We start from the raw sequence: 16897 nt of genomic DNA on the forward strand, positions 1-16897 counted from the left end.
CCTTATCTAAAGACTTAAATACATTTGAAGTAATCAAAAGGCTCAAGACAGTCCTGACATTTATAAAGTGCTTTACAGGCGGTAGAACTAAACTCTGTTAACAGTCGGGTATGTCGGCTTTTACAACGTGGGCACTCGACACCATCATTTAAATGAACGTGAGTTCCACACTGATGCGCCAACCCTTCAGGTGGTGCAATGCCATAAACTTGCAGTTTCTTTTTCCCTACTTCAGACATCCAGTCCGTAGTCCATGCTTCTGATAAATCGACCATGACTTTGACCGGTGTCAAAGCTTCTGCGGTAAATGCCTCAACAATTTGTGCTTTGAGCATATCTGTTGCTGGGCATCCGCTATATGTCGGAGTTAGACGAACAATAATTTCTTGTTGATCGTTAATCTCTACACCGCGGATCATGCCTAAATCGACAACCGATAAAACCGGAATTTCAGGGTCACTTACCGTTTGTAGAACATCCCAACATTGGTCGATGCAATGACGAATCATTTGCATGGCTCACCTCCTTGTCTTACCAGGTCATTCCCGGATAAGTTCTTTGAATACATTGCATTTCAGCCAACAAATAACCCAAATGCTCGGTATGCAATCCTTGTTTCGCACCACGGCGATAAGCACCGTTCACAGCAACATTTAATTCAAAACGCTTAAGGTCATCTGCAATGGTTTGGTTCCATTGCTCTTTTTCATTTGAAAAATCTGGAATCACGCCTTCTGCAACTAATGCTTTCTCGTCTGCACTCAGTTCAAATAATTCAGCGGTAAAGCGCCATAAATTATTTAAACCGTCTTGCACACGTTGATGCGCTTCATCTGTGCTTAAACTTAAACGTTCCATCCAGCTTGTTGAAAAACGGATGTGATACTTCACTTCTTTTAAAGATTTCACGGCAAGCGCGCTTAGTTCAGGAAGTGAGCTTTGCGCTAAAGCAGTAAATAAATGGAGATGGTAATGGTCCATCAACCACTGGCGTACAATCGTTTGTGCAAAGTCACCATTGGGTTGTTCGCACAACAATAGGTTTAAAAACTCACGTTCAGTACGGAAATACGCAAGTTGGTCTTCGTCACGTTTAGCTTCATCATATTGACCAGCCAAAGTCAGAAAGTTTCTTGCCTGACCCAACAAGTCCAAGCCGATATTGGCTAAAGCAATATCAATTTCTAGCTCAGGTGCATGCCCGCACCATTCAGCCAAACGCTGAGATAAAACCAGTTGGCTGTCGCCAATATGTAATAAGAATTTAGATAAAACTGAATGATTCATTTGCCATTCCCCTTACATGTGCTCAATGCCGTCTGGGATATGGTAAAAAGTCGGATGACGATAAACCTTGTCTAAAGAAGGATCGAAGAATTCTGCTTTTTCATCTGGCTGTGATGACTTAATCAGTTCTGAACGAACCACCCAAATGCTAATTCCTTCATTACGGCGCGTATAAACATCACGAGCATGTTGCAATGCGATTTCATCATCAGGTGCTCTTAAGCTGCCTACGTGTCGGTGGCTTAAGCCTTGTTTACTACGTACAAATACTTCGTAGAGCGACCAGTTGTTTTTATCTTCCATTTTGATTTCCTCAAATTTTTCCATAAATCTTGTTAAGCCACTTTATTCGCTTCAAGCTGCTGTTTTTTCGCGTAGACCACTGCTGCATCACGAACCCATTTGCCGTTTTCCCATGCTTTACGGCGTGCTTCGATACGCTCGTGATTACATGGTCCACGTCCGGCAATCACTTCATTAAATTCGTGCCAGTCAATCTCGCCAAACTCATAGTGGCTTGTTTCTTCATTGAGCTTTAAATCTGGGTCCGGTACTTCCAAGCCAAGTTGCAACACTTGTGGTACGGTGTTATCGACAAACTTTTGACGTAATTCATCATTACTAAAACGCTTGATTTTCCACGCCATGCTTTGTGCGCTGTTTGGAGAATGCTCATCACTTGGACCAAACATCATCAGTGCTGGCCACCAGAAACGGTTCACTGCATCTTGTGCCATCTGTTTTTGTTCCGGTGTACCGTTTGCCAAAGCCATCATGGCTTCAAAACCTTGGCGTTGGTGGAAACTTTCTTCTTTACAAATGCGTACCATCGCACGTGCATATGGCCCATATGAAGTACGGCAAAGCGCAACTTGGTTCACAATGGCGGCCCCATCGACAAGCCAACCAATTGCAGCGACATCTGCCCAAGTCAAAGTTGGATAGTTAAAGATTGATGAGTATTTCATTTTCCCATTAATCAACTTTTCCATCATGTCATCACGGTCAGCACCTAAGGTTTCTGCAGCGCTATACAGATATAAACCATGACCCGCTTCATCTTGTACTTTCGCGAGCAAAACCGCTTTACGTTTTAAAGTCGGCGCACGCGTAATCCAGTTTCCTTCAGGCAACATACCTACAATTTCAGAATGGCCATGTTGCCCGATTTGACGAATCAATGTTTTGCGGTAGGCATCAGGCATTTGATCCTTAGCCTCGATCGTAATTTCATTGGCAATATTTTGTTCAAATTTCTGGTAATTGTTTTCCATTCTTTCATTCCCTGTAGGCATCACCCTTAAATCTATTTTTCGATACACAAAAAACAAAGTCAACTAATTTTTTAGTATCAAATTAAATTCACAACAACAAAACAATTCAAACCATTGAAATTAATAAAATTAAGTTAAATGTAAAAAACTTTTTTACTTTTAAAAATCAAAATAAAGTTGACTTTTATACAAATTAACCTGAAATTATGAATCATATTTTTGCAATTTTTATAATTGATGTATCAAATAAAAAAGGAGTTTGGTCATGCTTGAACAAGCACACCTAGAAGGAACCTCAACTGACACAGATTTTCAGCAGCCTGAGCATCAACTGCCTCATCTGGCTTCTTATGTCTATGGAACATGGCATTCGTCTGACGAAGAACTACGCCCTGTTTATCATGCCATTACAGGTGAATCGATTTATGCCGTAAGTAGTCATGGCATAGATATGAAACGTGTTGTTCAATATGCCAAACAAAATGGTTCAGAACTGGCAAACTGGACATTTCACCAACGTGCCAATTCATTAAAACAAATTGCCCAGCATTTACTTGAACGCAAGGAAGACTTCTACAAACTTGCTTATGCAACGGGTGCGACTCGTAAAGATGCATGGATTGATATTGAAGGCGGGATCCAGACCTTATTTGCTTATTCAAGTCTGGTTCGCCGTGAACTCAATGACGAAAAAATTATTACTGAAGATAGCTGGATTCAACTCTCTAAAAATGGAACTTTTGGTGCTAAACACATTTTAAGCCCTAAAGCGGGTGTTGCTGTTCACATTAATGCTTTTAACTTCCCAATTTGGGGAATGCTTGAAAAGATTGCACCGACTCTACTTGCAGGCGTGCCATGTATTGTGAAACCAGCAACCGATGGTGCCCAATTAACTCAAGCAGTTGTAAAAGCCATTGAAGAAACACATGTCTTACCAAAAGGCGCACTACAACTCATTTGCGGTCAGACCTATGATCTGTTAGAACAGTTAGGTCCACAAGACTGCGTGACTTTTACAGGTTCTGCCTACACAGGTCAAAAACTACGTAACCACCCTCACCTCAATAAATATTCGATTCCATTTAGCATGGAAGCCGACTCGGTAAACAGCGCAATTTTAAGCCCTGAGGCAACTGAAGAAACTGTCGATTTATTTGTGCGTGAAGTCTTCCGTGAAATGATCACCAAAGCAGGCCAAAAATGTACTGCAATTCGTCGTGCTTTCGTTCCTGCAAATTTGTTAGCGACTGTGCAAGAGAAGCTAACTGCCAAACTTGCTAAAGTTGTGGTGGGTGATCCTCAAAAAGAAGAAACCACCATGGGAGCTTTAGCGAGCATTAAACAAAAACATGACGTTGCAGAAAAAGTTGCCGAACTCAGCAAAGACGCAAAAATTGTTTTTGGTGGCAACGATAGCTTTACATTTAATGCAGATCATCCTGAAAAAGGTGCTTTTTTCGCTCCAACTTTATTGCTCTGCGAACAACCTTTACAAGCGACACATGTGCATACCACAGAAGCTTTCGGCCCTGTATGTACCCTCATGCCATATAGCAACATTGAAGAACTAGCTGATCTTGTTTCACGTGGTGAAGGTAGCTTAGTGGCTTCAGTCGTCAAAAGTAACGATGAGAATATTGAACAGATTATTCAAAAAATTGCGCCTTGGCATGGCCGTGTCCATGTACTTGATGCAGAATCGGCAAAAGAAAGTACAGGACATGGTTCTCCACTTCCACATTTAGTACACGGCGGACCTGGTCGTGCAGGTGGCGGTGAAGAGTTAGGTGGTATTCGTGCAGTTAAACACTACATGCAGCGCACTGCAATTCAGGGTTCTCCAAATAGCTTGACGCAAATTACCCACTCATGGACTGCTGGCTCAAAAGTTAATGAAGACCGTGTACATCCATTTAAAAAGTCTTTTGATGAGTTAGTAATTGGTGAACGTTTATTAACAGCGCGCCGTACAGTAACAGAAGCAGATATTGTCAATTTCGCGTGTTTAAGCGGTGACTATTTCTATGCGCATACCGACAAAATCGCCGCGGCCGAGTCTTTCTTTGGTGAACGCGTTGCACACGGTTACTTTATTGTGTCTGCCGCAGCAGGTCTATTTGTAGATGCAGCACAAGGTCCTGTGATTGCCAATTATGGTATGGACAATTTACGCTTTGTTGAACCGGTTAAAATCGGTGACTCCATTCAGGTTGAACTGACCTGTAAGCAAAAAACACCTAAACCACAAAAAGCCCCATCTCAGCCTGCGCATGGCGTTGTGGTATGGGATATTAAAGTCAAAAACCAACGTGGTGAACTTGTCGCAACTTACGACATTTTAACTTTAGTTGCTCGCGAGGCTTAATGTTTAAATTGAGATGGGGTCACCTCGTCCCCATCTCATTTTTTTAGCACTCAATGGCGTTAACAGCGAGACCACCTTTTGAAGTCTCTTTATATTTCTCAGACATATCTTTGCCTGTTTCCTTCATAGTCTGAATCACTTTATCTAGGGTGACAAAGTGTTCATCGTCATCATGAAGTGCCATTTGGGCTGCGTTAATGGCTTTTACAGCGGCAATTGCATTTCGTTCAATACAAGGCACCTGAACCAAACCACCAATCGGGTCACACGTTAAACCTAAATTATGTTCAAGCCCAATTTCAGCCGCATGCTCCACTTGCTCAGGTGAACCACCTAAAATCTCGGCTAAACCTGCCGAAGCCATCGCACACGCCGAGCCGACTTCACCCTGACACCCTACTTCTGCACCAGAAATAGAAGCATTGAGTTTACATAAAATGCCGACGGCTGCCGCACTTAGAAAAAAGCGAACCACTTTATCTTCAGAAAAATCTTTAGAGAAAGTCACGTAGTAATATAAAACTGCCGGAATAATCCCTGCTGCTCCATTTGTAGGTGCCGTCACTACTCGGCCGCCAGCGGCATTTTCTTCATTTACCGCTAAGGCAAATAAATTGACCCATTCCATGGCATGAAAAGTCGTCACAATCAGGTTTGAGTTTTTCTTATTTAATAACTTATCGTGAATTTTTTTAGCCCGACGTTTTACATTTAATCCGCCCGGTAATATGCCTTCATTAATTAATCCGTTGTGAATGCACTGCTGCATCACTTTCCAGATTTCCATAATCTTGCTGCGAATCTCAGCCTCACTACGCCAGCTTTTTTCATTTTCAAGCATTAACTCACTCACCGATAAATGATGAGCCTTACATAAGCTTAAAAGTTCAGCCGCACTGTGAAATGGATAGGGAACCTTAACGTCATTGGTTTCAGTCTGGGTATGTGTTAATTGTCTTTGACTAACAATGAAGCCACCACCAACCGAATAGTAAGTTTCTGCATATAAAATTTCTTGAGCCTCGTTATAGGCAATCAGTTCCATTGCATTGGGGTGATAAGGCAAAGATTCATCTAAAAAAAGCACATCATGCTTATAGTCAAAAGAAATAGTCTTTTGCTGATTAAGCTGGATGGATTTATTTTCAAGAACATCTTCAATCAAGCTTGTACTGACTTGGGTATCGATATGTTCAGAGTCAAAGCCCATGAAGCCTAACAGAACAGCTTTATCTGTCGCATGACCGACACCAGTTGCCGACAGAGAACCGTATAACTTCACCTGAACTTTAACCGTTGCTTGTAAATCGTTTTGCTTCAATAAATCATCCACAAAACTGTATGCCGCTCGCATGGGTCCAACTGTATGGGAGCTAGATGGACCGATGCCAATTTTAAAAAGATCAAATACACTAATAAACACTGGGTCCTACCTTAGATTCATTATTATTCGTATGTTCGTCATTATTGTGTCCTTTCGGATAGCTCTAAAATTATCATTAAGCTAAGCACAAATCACGAATAACTCTTGGGTAGTCGCACAAAAAGACAACGGTTGAATAATGGCCCTAAGTTCATGAGTCCATAGTCATAAATTTTAAGACTTCTATTTTTTAGTAGATGTTTAAAATGATTCTTAAATTAATTTAATACATCAATTTGTATAAATAATAAACAGCACATATTAGCCATTAGTCGCACGCCCCTATTTTTACTCATTTTTACTGGTAAAGTGCTTTACATGGTTTGATACAACCTACTTAACTCAGATGCATAATTCACCTGTTCTTGTATCTGAAGTTTTTCTGCCTCTAGTCCGCTAGGGGCTTTTTTTTGAATAGCTGAAAAATAATAAAAGCCCATCTTTTGACAGGCTTTCTTATTCGGTCTTAAATCAATTTTTAATTAAAAAAATTAACCACAGTTCGCGTTAGTAATTTTTTTAGTTGCTGGATCAATGGTAACAGTGACACGGTTTGTACGATAATCCATTGTCATTGGCTGACCTGGAGCGACTCTACGTACAATTTCTGACTTGGTTTTTTGTTTGATTTGGTCATCAGATAAGCCAGACTGACCAACTAATTTTTGAGCTTCTTCAGCTACACAGTTAGCTTGGTTATCGCGGAATAATTTCCACTCTTCGACCACTTGACCATTTGGCAAATGACAGTAACCAACCTGACCATTTGCTTCATTTCTAATTTCTAATTTTCCACCTTGCTCAACACAATATTTGCTTGCTGGATTTGGTGAACCAATTTTTGGTGGAGTTGAGTCTTTATGTTGTACTGCTGAGCAAGCCGTTAATGAAACAAGCGCTAATCCAAGAAAGATAGTTTTTTTCATAAATTTTACTTCTTACTAAAAAAGCTAAAGATATCAAAAAAATTCATCTTTTATATGACTTATTTACAATAAAAAACCTTTATAGATAGCGGCTTACAACACATTAAGTTATTCCGATCGGTAAATTATAATCAAGATTTAAAGCCTAAAATCAAGATTTATGGTCTTTCTAAAATACGTGGTCCAGAGCCTTCTTGTCCTAGTTTATCATCTGGATTTCTTAATGGGCACTGCTCTAGAGAGAGGCATCCACATCCAATACACCAATCCATCTCATCTCGCAGCCGCGTAAGCTTTTGAATACGCTCATCCAAATTTTTCCGCCAGTCGAGAGATAACTCTTTCCATTGCTGTGCAGTTAATTTAGATCCCATTGGGTACTTGCTTAAAGCTTGTTTAATTTCTTCTAGTGGAATACCCACAGTTTGCGCAATTTTAATGATCGCTATGTAACGCAAAACCACTAAAGTAAAACGACGTTGATTTCCATTGGTCCTAATACTTTTAATTAAACCTTTTGATTCATAAAAATGAAGTGTTGAAACAGCAACGCCACTACGCTTTGCAACTTCACCTACAGTCAACAAACGGCTCTGATTCGTTTCAGTCATTTTTATTAATCTCAAGTTTAGTTGAGGTTTTATAAAAGCATGAGAAAACTTTGTCAAATGAGAAATATAAATTTTAATCATTCATTTATGAGGATTGTTTATAACAACTAAAATTTAGTAAAAGTATTTAGCACTCAATAATTCATAAAAAACAGACAATGTTTTGAAGTTAAATTTTATTAGACCTTATAAAATGCTATTGCCTTCATTCACAGCCACATATCCAAAACATGTTGTAAACAAATGGCATAGGAGCACCTAATGGATAGACTTTAGCTTCTTCAATTTTATATGTCTTTTTTCTTGATTCGATATGTAAAATATTATCGCAACGAGCAATCACTATTCCTTTTTTATATAATTTTTTTCTTTCATTTTTTGCATCGAATTTATATACCAAAAAGTAAACTTTTTCTCCTACTCCTATCTTTGAATGATTAACCATAATGTAACCATTACAATACTTACATTGCCAATCGTCCATATCTTAAAATATCACATACTCAAATTAGAAAAACATAATAGCTGTTATATTATAAAATTATTAAAAACATAAATCTAAAAAATAATTGAATTTTAAAAAATAATACTTATTTGTGACACCCATCACACTAATTTCCAATCAAAATATGAAAAATAAATACCTAAAAGACAAATAGTTACAGCAATGTAGAATTATCATCATTTCTAGTGACCCATAATTTTTCTTGCTATAAAATTAAAAATCACCTCATTGATATTAGGTTAATATAATATATTTATTATATTAATAGCGTTGAATTTTATTTAATCCAAATTAATATTACAAAATAAAAAAATAAAAATTTTCATCTTAAATTGAAAAAAATTCATTCCAATATGATTTTAAAAAACTTAAAATATATAGAAACATAAGTTAATTTTTAAATTATGACCATTCAACGTCAAAAAATCGAGCTCCCATTAGGACATAATAAACTATTACTTCATTCATGCTGTGCGCCTTGCTCAGGTGAAGTAATGGAAGCATTAATTGAATCCGAAATAAATTTTTCTATATTCTTTTACAATCCTAATATTCATCCAATAAAAGAATATCTTATTCGTAAAGAAGAAAATATTAGATTTGCAGAAAAACATAATATTCCATTTATTGATGCAGATTATGATACAGACAACTGGTTTGCGCGTGCCAAAGGTATGGAAAATGAACCTGAACGCGGTATCCGATGTACCATGTGTTTTGATATGCGTTTTGAACGCACTGCCTTATACGCTTATGAACATGGGTTTAGCTTAATCAGTAGCTCATTAGGGATTTCAAGATGGAAAAATATGACGCAAATCAATGATTGTGGGATTCGTGCTGCTGCACACTATCCTGAAATTCAATACTGGGACTATAACTGGCGAAAGAATGGTGGCTCTAGTCGCATGATCGAAATTAGCAAACGTGAAGAATTCTACCAACAAGAATATTGTGGTTGTGTATATTCTTTACGTGATACAAATCGCTGGCGTATGAGTAATGGCCGAGATCGTATTAAACTAGGCGTTAAGTTTTATAGTAATGCTATGGAAGAAGATTAAAACTATTCTATATATTTAATCTTGTTAGTTTATTTATTTTGTTAAACTTTTAAATTTCCCATAAAAAGAGCCACATCTGGAGAATGTGGCTAAAAGGTGTACTTAGATGAGCTTTGATGTTTTTAGAATAATAAAGTTAGCTTAAAATAAGATTAATATTATTTTAAATTTAAAATATTTTCGCTATTTAGTTAAATTTCATAAAATTATTAAATTTTACTGAATAATTTACTTTATTTATTAAAAAGTAAAATTAACCAATCTTTCATATATAGTTTAAAAAACTCGCTATTTTATTTGCCTAAAATTAAAGCCAATTTCTTAATATTTTCTATAATTTCCTCAGGTTGATGCGCAGCATAGCCTAATAAAACAGCAGCCTTTTTCGGTGTTCGTTGACAATATCGGGATAGAGGCTGAACCGCCAAACCCAAAGTCGAACAATGAGTAATAAATTCTTGCTCAGTCCATGCGCCTTTTAACCAGCATATAAGATGAATGCCTGAGTCTGTGGGCTGAACATCAAGTATGTCTGTAAGGTACTCATTAATTGCTTTAATTAGTGTCTGCTGGCGTTCATAGCACGCTTTTCGAACTTTTCGCACATGCCTAGCATAGTGACCTTGTTGTATAAATAGCGCTAAAGCAACTTGTTCTAAATATGAACTTCGCACGTCAGTATAATATTTAGCAGCACTAAAGGTTTCAATTAATGCCTCAGGTACGACCATGAAACCTAAGCGAAACTCAGGAAACATCATCTTGGTAAAAGTACCAGAGTAAATAACACGTTGCTGCTGATCCAAACCTTGTAGAGCTTGGATGGGGTGAGTGCCATAGCGGAATTCACTATTATAGTCATCTTCAAAAATCCATTTTTCTGCTTTATTCGCCCAATCTAATAATGCAAAACGGCGAGTCAAACTTAAAGTTCCACCTAAAGGAAACTGATGCGATGGCGCAGTGTAAACAAGTTTGCTTTTTAAATAATGCTCTGTAATGTCAGAGACTTGCATCCCCTCTTCATCACTCTCGATTAAATTGACCTTAGCCCCAAAACTTCGAAAAATATTAAAGGCTGCATCATAACCCGGCTCATCTAGGCACACTTCATCATTTGCTTGAAGTAAGGCATAGGCACTCAAATGAATAGCCTGCTGAGTCCCATTTACAATTATGATTTGCTGTTCATTACAATTCAGCCCACGGGTTGAACGCACATATTCGCAAATTGCCTGACGCAGTGGTAAATAACCGCGAGGGTCATGAAATTGACCCAATTGATAATAAGATTGTCGCCAAGCTTGAGTTAATAGCTTCCCCCAAAGCTGATGCGGAAACAAGTCAACACAGCCCACTCCCACATGGAACATTTTTTTCTTTTGACTTGACGACGACTGCTCTCGCCATGAAGCCAATAATGCTTCTATATTGGGATTAATATTTAAGGTATGAGGCTTACTTGTTGTCGTTTTTTTTGAACTTTCTTGGATATGTATGAGTTGATCTGGTACAACCTCGGCAACGTAAGTCCCTGAACTCGGTTTAGTAAATAAATATCCTTCGTCGAGTAACCGTTCAAGTGCAGCTAATACAGAATTTCGTGAAATCGACATCATGTCTGCTAAAGCACGACTTGAGGGTAATTTTGTTCCGGCAGTGAGCCTTCCATCTAAAATAGCATCACGTAGAGCTGAATATAGTCCGTTTTTAATCTGACCCTTTGGCAAAATCAAATGAGGAAAAGGCGCAGAAATTGAAGCAGCCATAACAAAACTGGTACTGTAAAAAATATCAAAAGTGTACCTTATAAAAATACCACTTTCAAAACTACACTTCAGTTGTCAATTTTTCATTACTTTAAAAATAGAGTGTGTTTTTATGCAAAATCAAGATATTCAAATTGTCCCTGTTCAGCAACAAGACTATTCACAGTGGGAAAAATATTGGCTTGCCTATCAAAATTTTTACCAAGTTAGTTTGCCTCTTCAGGTCACAAAAATAACTTGGGATCGTTTTTTTAATGAAAAAGAACCTGTGTATTGTGCCGTTGCCAAACAGGACGAACATGTTTTAGGAATTGTGCATTATGTTATTCATCGCTCAACATGGGCAGAGAATAATTACTGCTATTTAGAAGACCTCTATGTTTCACCTGAAGCCCGTGGGCAACATATTGGTAAAGAACTTATCGAATATGTTCAGAAGCAAGCCATTGAACAAAACTGCGACCGTTTATACTGGCATACACAAGAAACCAATCATACAGCTCAAAAACTATATGACTGGATTGCACAAAAACCCGGTGTTATTGAATACCGTATGTCTTTAACCTAAAAAAGTAAAAACACCAAAAGCTATAATTCTTTTGGTGTTTTATTTTTAAATCCCAAATAGTGTTTATTTACTTATTGCTGCGAATGAGCTGACTTACTTTGTCATTCACAGTTAAACATTGGTTAAATGCTGCGAAGCGTTTGAGTTCTTGATCTAACTCGAAAAAGAAATGCTCTTTATCTTTTACTGTTTTTTCTAAATGTAAGCTAATTACCTCTAACTCTTTCACACTCCGATGTGCTTTACAGTCGATTCGGCCGACCAACTTATCTTGGTAAAGAATAGGTAAACAAAAATATCCAAATACGCGTTTGGCTGCTGGTACATAACATTCGATCCGATAATCAAACTCGAATAAAGAAGTTAAGCGGTCACGATGAATAAGCGAGTTATCAAAAGGTGAAAGTATTTTTAAACCAAAATCAGTCTCCACTTTTTGTTCTATTGCAGCTACATCCACATACAGGGTTTGACCGTCAGCAAGTTTAACCGCTGATACAACACCAGCATCAACCTGCTCTTTGAGCACAATACGCATAGCCTCTTTTAAATCATTTTTCTTTAAATGAACTAATTGTTTCCATGTAAATGCCCCATGTGCTCGAAGCGTATTATTAAATAAATACTGCGCATATTCGTAAAGTGAGGGCATTCTTAAATCAATATTTTCAGGCAAGCAACGCTCAGTCAAATCATAGACTTTTTCCATGCCGTTACGCTCACAGATCATCAGATCGCCCTGCATATATAACTGCTGAAAAGCACGGCGACCCGGACCTGTATTCCACCAATTCCCTAAACTTTTTTTATTTTTCTTATCAATATCACGTAGCCGAATTTTACCTTCGGCACGAACACGCGCCAATATTTCATTCATCAGGTGTTGATCACCTCTATTAAAATATCGGCTTTCTCCATTCTTAACAGACATCATGGCAGGCAAAGCATAGCGATAATCTTTCATAGGAAGATAAGACGCCGCATGATACCAATATTCAAAAATCTGACGTTCACGAACCAAACTGTTTAAATGGCTTAAATCATACTCAGGCACTCGGCTCCACAATATATGGTGATGAGCACGTTCAACGACAGAGATGGTATCAATCTGCACATATCCTAAATGCTCAATCGCCTGTAAAGTTCCAGCTATGCCTGTCTCAAATAGACTATTTTTTCCTAAGCCTTGTTTGAGTAAGGCAATTTTTTTCAATGAAGATGTCATAAAAACCAAATATTGTTGTATTCATTTAAAATCTAAAAATTTCAGTATTATCCTAACACTCTTCTTTAACCTTATTTGTAGCCAAATAGCATTTCTTTAGGTATGTAATATTCTCTAATCACACCATATTTTATAGGTGAATTTTACTATAACTTTCAGGTGCCAGCCTTACCACTAAAGCCATCACGAGCAGCACACAACATAAATGAAAAATCCATCCCGCTTTATAAGCGCCTGTAAAATCATGTAATGCCGCTACAAACCAAGGTGGTATTGCCGCAAGTAAAAAACCACCACCTTGCATAAGTGCAGACAAAGCTCCTGCATGGCTAGGCTCTTCAAAATGGTCGAGTGCAACAATAAGTGTTAAAGCAAAACAGCCTCCCAAGCCAATGCCTAAACAAATTGCCCATAAAATAGCTGCAAACTCGGGCATAAATGCAAGTCCAGAAAAACCAGCAAATTGCATGAATAGAGTAAACCATAGCCATGGACGGCGATCTTTATATTGTCTAGCTAAAATAGGCAAAATTAATGCTGATGCTGCTTGGCTTAAAGCAAGTAAAGCGAGCAATTTTCCACTTTGTCCACTACTCCAACCATGATCTTGAAATGAAGGTGCTAACCAAGCAACAACCGAGGAATAGCCACCATTAACGAGCCCAAAGCACAGCATTAATAACCATGTTCTTGGTTTCTTAAGCAACATCTTTACAGGTGCTGGAGGTGTATTCGAACTTACGATAGAGGGTAAAAAAATAAATGTTGAGATTAATGCCAATACAGCTGGTATAGCAAAGAAAGCCAGTCCAACAGACCATAAACCCGTTATATTGGAGACCACAGGCGCTAACCATGCGCCTAATGCGCCACCGCCCATAAGCATGGCTGAATAAAGACCCATCATCGGACCAATATGTTGGCTGAACTCTCTTTTGATAATGCCAGGAAAAGCTGCTTGTATCAGCGCGACGCCCAAACCAATCACGACTGCACTGGTAATTAAACCCTCAGCAGTAGGAAATAAAAATCTTAGTACGCATCCAATAAAAATAGTCAGTAAGGAGCCCAAAACAACGCTACGTTCCCCAACCACGCTCTGCACGATTGGCCCGACAAGGGCTATAACTCCCATCAACATCATGGGTAATAAAGTGAGTAAAGCTATTCCTTGTAGACTTAACCCAGTTCCTGCCCGAATACTAGAGACTAATGGACCAATACTCGTTATAAAAGGTCTTAAATTAAGTCCAACCAAAGCGACTGTTACGATGAGCATGGGCCTAGCCAATAAAGCTCCAGACTGCTTCATTACTCTGAGCCTGACTTATTGGTTTGATAATTTTGCCAAAGGACATAAAGATCGGTGCGGTCTTCAAATCGAACGGGTACATATTCAATTTTCATAGTCTGCTCAGTAAATGGTTTTGCAAGATCAGCATATATTTCAGCTGTAGATAAACCAAACGGTGTTCCGTCTTCATTAGAATATGCATAGTGAACTGCTTTGATACCTGCTAAACGCATTGCAGCCATACACATCGGGCATGGATGTCCACTTGCATACACCGAGCAGCCTTCTAAGTTAGCAGATCCTAAAACTTGACTAGCTGCACGAATTGCGAGTAATTCAGCGTGAGCCGTTGGATCATTAGTCGTCAAAATTTGATTTACACCCGAAGCAATCACTTGGCCATCTTTTACAATCACTGCGCCAAATGGTCTCCCCCCCTTTTCAATATTGTGATAAGCAAGTTCAATGGCTTGGCGTAAAAACATTTGATTTTCTTTCATCCGTTATCCTCAACCAACTTTGCGCCTGCTAAAAAAGTAACTTTTCAATTTCACGGTATTCGCTTGAACAAGCTTGCTGTAACAACGAGCAGATTGATTCATATAAGAAACTTAAGTATGAAAAGATCTAAGTAAACTTTAAGAGTAGAACAATTTGGAACTAGAATAAGCGTGCTTAAAAGTATTTGGAAATTAAATTATTTAATCGATTGTATTAAGATTATAAATACTTAAGCGTTCCGCTCTTTGCCTAGTTGGTGATAATTCTTATGTTTGACCCTCGTCTTCTTCGTGCATTCGTGACTATTTTCGAAAGTGGCAGTTTTACCGCCGCTGCTGATAAGTTGCACCTGACACAATCAACGATTAGTCAGCAGTTAGCACGTCTTGAAGAATCTGTTGGTCATTCTCTTATTGATCGCACATCACGACCTTTACAATTGACTGCCTCAGGTGAATATTTAATTGGTTATGCTCAAAGGATTTTGACACTTCAACAAGAAGCAGAAGCCGTTCTAAAAGATCCAGCAGGTAGTGTTCCTATTCGAATTGGCTTACCAGAAGATATGATGAGTACCGCTATGGCAGAAATTTTCGGCATGTTCGCACAAGCCCATCGGTCTATTCGTTTAGATGTTACTTCTGGCCTAAGCCGTAACCTAACAGAGCGTTATCGGAATGGTGAGCTGGATATTATTATTGTAAAAGAACCAGCCGCTAGTGCTGATTGTTATGCATCTTTTCCAGAAGAAATGGCGTGGTTTGAAAGTGAAAATACCACCACACCGATGTCCGATCCAATTCGTTTAGTGACTTTCCCCCAAGGAGGACTTTATAGAGACGAAATGTTTGAAACCTTAGAGCGTGAACGAAGACGTTGGTATATTGCTTTTACAGGCAGTAGTTTAGAAAGTGTTTTGGTCAGTGTCGAAACAGGTTTGGGAATATCTTTACTCCCTGTAAGTACCACTATAGGTCGTCGTGTACGTAAATATAGGTCATTAGGCGATGCTTTACCTATGGTAGTTTCAATTTACACATGGGAAAAAGCTGGGTTGATTTCCCAGCTTGCTGATAAGATGACTACTTTATTACACGATCGTTTCGAATCGCTCTCTTAAGCTTTTAACTTATTTCATTTAAGCTTTCAGCAATTAATTTTTCCGCCATTTCTTGAGTTTTCCTCAAACCAGGCATTCTATACTCCGTATGACCATAGTCTTGTATAGATTTCCAGCGACCACCCCATGTCAGTCCAACTGACTCTGCAACTTGCCCATACAGTCGATACCCCTGCATAGCCCATGGATCACGTTCAGAAATAACAACTTTACCATTTCGTTTAAATGCTACATCCGCCGCTAAACCAAATTGATGGTAACTCTGATACCCTTTTGCCTTGGTTGTATTCGGGTTGCCTGCCAACATATTTTGGCGGCCTGGGCTGCGATAACCTTCAAGCAAGACTAACTCATAACCGTATTGCTCTTTCATAATTTTAAAGACCATAAGCAAGCGCTGCTTATAGCGTGGGTTCATTTTGTCCCACTTACGATTGACCATGTTGGTATCTAAAATTGCACGACCATCGAAACTTGCTTTATCAATAGGTGAAGAATTAATTGCACCACTGTCTTGAGAAGCATATTGCTGTTCTAATTGCGTCGCTTCAACAATTGCCGCTTCAATCAGACCTTCATCGACTTCAGGCGGTGGTGATAAGATTTCTCCATTTAATAACGCATAAATTTGCGGGTCAGTTTTTTTCAAATATTCGGCTTCAATCCGAGTTGAGCTAATTGGGCGAGTAAAAGCAAAAACTAAAATACTGGCAAATAAGAAAAATCCTGCAATTACAATCCACCATTGCTGCAAATGCCAGTGAGATTGTAATTTTTCAGGTGCAGCTGCCTGATTCATGGTTTGGGCAAATTGCCTGACCTGATTCAGTTGTCGACGCCCTTGAGGTAATAAAGATAGAACAAATGTTCTACCCTTACTTCTGAGTTCGTAAGACATTAAAAAAGCCAGCCCTATAGCAAGGCAGGCAAAACAAAAGAAAATTAGAAAAATCATCATGAAG

The 16897-nt window shown here is 38.6% G+C and carries 17 protein-coding genes; 4 read left to right on the forward strand and 13 right to left on the reverse strand.

Annotation, left to right across the window (positions count from 1 at the left end; genetic code table 11):
* Positions 1 to 14: 14 nt before the first annotated feature.
* From paaD to paaA, 4 genes are read right to left on the reverse strand one after another with little or no spacing between them, the layout of a single operon-like run.
* Positions 15 to 515, reverse strand: coding sequence for a 1,2-phenylacetyl-CoA epoxidase subunit PaaD (paaD, locus tag ACLCEG_RS03575; protein ID WP_272295216.1), 501 nt, complete (start codon positions 513 to 515; stop codon positions 15 to 17).
* 16 nt (positions 516 to 531) lie between these two features.
* Positions 532 to 1287 carry a 1,2-phenylacetyl-CoA epoxidase subunit PaaC gene (gene paaC, locus ACLCEG_RS03580; protein ID WP_410565878.1) on the reverse strand — a complete coding sequence of 252 codons (756 nt, stop codon included), beginning with the start codon at positions 1285 to 1287 and terminating at the stop codon, positions 532 to 534.
* 12 nt (positions 1288 to 1299) lie between these two features.
* A complete protein-coding gene (paaB, locus tag ACLCEG_RS03585) occupies positions 1300 to 1590 on the reverse strand; it encodes a 1,2-phenylacetyl-CoA epoxidase subunit PaaB (protein WP_000389648.1) in 291 nt (96 codons plus the stop codon).
* Between the two features lie 32 nt (positions 1591 to 1622).
* The gene (paaA, locus tag ACLCEG_RS03590; protein ID WP_410565881.1) at positions 1623 to 2561 is read right to left on the reverse strand and encodes a 1,2-phenylacetyl-CoA epoxidase subunit PaaA; all 939 of its coding nucleotides are present in this window, start codon (positions 2559 to 2561) and stop codon (positions 1623 to 1625) included.
* Between the two features lie 265 nt (positions 2562 to 2826).
* Between paaA and paaZ the strand changes: the two genes are divergently transcribed.
* Positions 2827 to 4929 (forward strand): phenylacetic acid degradation bifunctional protein PaaZ, encoded by a 2103-nt coding sequence (paaZ, locus tag ACLCEG_RS03595; RefSeq protein WP_410565884.1) that lies wholly within the window; start codon positions 2827 to 2829, stop codon positions 4927 to 4929.
* Between the two features lie 43 nt (positions 4930 to 4972).
* On the opposite strand, the gene ACLCEG_RS03600 is transcribed toward paaZ, so the two are convergent.
* From ACLCEG_RS03600 to ACLCEG_RS03615, 4 genes are all read right to left on the reverse strand, one after another.
* Positions 4973 to 6352, reverse strand: coding sequence for an L-serine ammonia-lyase (locus ACLCEG_RS03600; RefSeq protein ID WP_410565887.1), 1380 nt, complete (start codon positions 6350 to 6352; stop codon positions 4973 to 4975).
* Positions 6353 to 6843: 491 nt separating this feature from the next.
* Complete coding sequence (locus ACLCEG_RS03605; protein WP_410565890.1) at positions 6844 to 7278, reverse strand: I78 family peptidase inhibitor; 435 nt, start codon at positions 7276 to 7278, stop codon at positions 6844 to 6846.
* Positions 7279 to 7436: 158 nt separating this feature from the next.
* Entirely contained in the window at positions 7437 to 7889 is a 453-nt protein-coding gene (soxR, locus tag ACLCEG_RS03610) for a redox-sensitive transcriptional activator SoxR (protein WP_019457597.1), read from the reverse strand.
* 205 nt (positions 7890 to 8094) lie between these two features.
* Positions 8095 to 8373: a hypothetical protein gene (locus ACLCEG_RS03615; protein WP_410565893.1), complete on the reverse strand. Its 279-nt coding sequence runs from the start codon at positions 8371 to 8373 to the stop codon at positions 8095 to 8097.
* A gap of 425 nt (positions 8374 to 8798) precedes the next feature.
* Between ACLCEG_RS03615 and ACLCEG_RS03620 the strand changes: the two genes are divergently transcribed.
* Entirely contained in the window at positions 8799 to 9458 is a 660-nt protein-coding gene (locus tag ACLCEG_RS03620; protein WP_079393655.1) for an epoxyqueuosine reductase QueH, read from the forward strand.
* Between the two features lie 293 nt (positions 9459 to 9751).
* Here ACLCEG_RS03620 and ACLCEG_RS03625 read toward each other — a convergent pair whose 3' ends face one another.
* Positions 9752 to 11227: a PLP-dependent aminotransferase family protein gene (locus ACLCEG_RS03625; protein WP_410565896.1), complete on the reverse strand. Its 1476-nt coding sequence runs from the start codon at positions 11225 to 11227 to the stop codon at positions 9752 to 9754.
* 112 nt (positions 11228 to 11339) lie between these two features.
* Between ACLCEG_RS03625 and ACLCEG_RS03630 the strand changes: the two genes are divergently transcribed.
* Complete coding sequence (locus ACLCEG_RS03630; RefSeq protein ID WP_410565899.1) at positions 11340 to 11795, forward strand: GNAT family N-acetyltransferase; 456 nt, start codon at positions 11340 to 11342, stop codon at positions 11793 to 11795.
* Between the two features lie 67 nt (positions 11796 to 11862).
* Here ACLCEG_RS03630 and ACLCEG_RS03635 read toward each other — a convergent pair whose 3' ends face one another.
* The 3 genes from ACLCEG_RS03635 to ACLCEG_RS03645 form a co-directional block, all read right to left on the reverse strand.
* Positions 11863 to 13020 (reverse strand): winged helix-turn-helix domain-containing protein, encoded by a 1158-nt coding sequence (locus ACLCEG_RS03635; protein ID WP_410565902.1) that lies wholly within the window; start codon positions 13018 to 13020, stop codon positions 11863 to 11865.
* A 130-nt stretch (positions 13021 to 13150) separates the two neighbouring features.
* Positions 13151 to 14332 carry a cyanate transporter gene (locus tag ACLCEG_RS03640; RefSeq protein ID WP_410565905.1) on the reverse strand — a complete coding sequence of 394 codons (1182 nt, stop codon included), beginning with the start codon at positions 14330 to 14332 and terminating at the stop codon, positions 13151 to 13153.
* Positions 14332 to 14814, reverse strand: a complete 483-nt coding sequence (locus ACLCEG_RS03645; RefSeq protein WP_100290374.1) for a nucleoside deaminase — start codon at positions 14812 to 14814, stop codon at positions 14332 to 14334. The genes ACLCEG_RS03640 and ACLCEG_RS03645 overlap by 1 nt, the downstream gene beginning before the upstream one ends.
* A gap of 269 nt (positions 14815 to 15083) precedes the next feature.
* Here ACLCEG_RS03645 and ACLCEG_RS03650 point away from each other — a divergent pair, with 269 nt between their 5' ends.
* A complete protein-coding gene (locus ACLCEG_RS03650; protein ID WP_410565908.1) occupies positions 15084 to 15935 on the forward strand; it encodes a LysR family transcriptional regulator in 852 nt (283 codons plus the stop codon).
* 4 nt (positions 15936 to 15939) lie between these two features.
* Here the strand turns inward: ACLCEG_RS03650 and ACLCEG_RS03655 are convergent, their stop codons facing one another.
* On the reverse strand, positions 15940 to 16893 hold the full coding sequence (locus ACLCEG_RS03655) for a M15 family metallopeptidase (protein ID WP_019457589.1): 954 nt from the start codon (positions 16891 to 16893) through the stop codon (positions 15940 to 15942).
* Positions 16894 to 16897 lie beyond the last annotated feature (4 nt).

Origin of the sequence: Acinetobacter sp. H1(2024), assembly GCF_046557555.1 — a bacterium.
Classification (GTDB): Bacteria; Pseudomonadota; Gammaproteobacteria; order Pseudomonadales; family Moraxellaceae; genus Acinetobacter; species Acinetobacter seifertii.

Coding starts and splice junctions, on each gene's coding strand:
- paaD (WP_272295216.1), bottom strand. CDS start 515: ATGCAAATGATTCGTCATTGCATCGACCAATGTTGGGATGTTCTACAA.
- paaC (WP_410565878.1), bottom strand. CDS start 1,287: ATGAATCATTCAGTTTTATCTAAATTCTTATTACATATTGGCGACAGC.
- paaB (WP_000389648.1), bottom strand. CDS start 1,590: ATGGAAGATAAAAACAACTGGTCGCTCTACGAAGTATTTGTACGTAGT.
- paaA (WP_410565881.1), bottom strand. CDS start 2,561: ATGGAAAACAATTACCAGAAATTTGAACAAAATATTGCCAATGAAATT.
- paaZ (WP_410565884.1), top strand. CDS start 2,827: ATGCTTGAACAAGCACACCTAGAAGGAACCTCAACTGACACAGATTTT.
- ACLCEG_RS03605 (WP_410565890.1), bottom strand. CDS start 7,278: ATGAAAAAAACTATCTTTCTTGGATTAGCGCTTGTTTCATTAACGGCT.
- soxR (WP_019457597.1), bottom strand. CDS start 7,889: ATGACTGAAACGAATCAGAGCCGTTTGTTGACTGTAGGTGAAGTTGCA.
- ACLCEG_RS03615 (WP_410565893.1), bottom strand. CDS start 8,373: ATGGACGATTGGCAATGTAAGTATTGTAATGGTTACATTATGGTTAAT.
- ACLCEG_RS03620 (WP_079393655.1), top strand. CDS start 8,799: ATGACCATTCAACGTCAAAAAATCGAGCTCCCATTAGGACATAATAAA.
- ACLCEG_RS03625 (WP_410565896.1), bottom strand. CDS start 11,227: ATGGCTGCTTCAATTTCTGCGCCTTTTCCTCATTTGATTTTGCCAAAG.
- ACLCEG_RS03630 (WP_410565899.1), top strand. CDS start 11,340: ATGCAAAATCAAGATATTCAAATTGTCCCTGTTCAGCAACAAGACTAT.
- ACLCEG_RS03635 (WP_410565902.1), bottom strand. CDS start 13,020: ATGACATCTTCATTGAAAAAAATTGCCTTACTCAAACAAGGCTTAGGA.
- ACLCEG_RS03640 (WP_410565905.1), bottom strand. CDS start 14,332: ATGAAGCAGTCTGGAGCTTTATTGGCTAGGCCCATGCTCATCGTAACA.
- ACLCEG_RS03645 (WP_100290374.1), bottom strand. CDS start 14,814: ATGAAAGAAAATCAAATGTTTTTACGCCAAGCCATTGAACTTGCTTAT.
- ACLCEG_RS03650 (WP_410565908.1), top strand. CDS start 15,084: ATGTTTGACCCTCGTCTTCTTCGTGCATTCGTGACTATTTTCGAAAGT.
- ACLCEG_RS03655 (WP_019457589.1), bottom strand. CDS start 16,893: ATGATGATTTTTCTAATTTTCTTTTGTTTTGCCTGCCTTGCTATAGGG.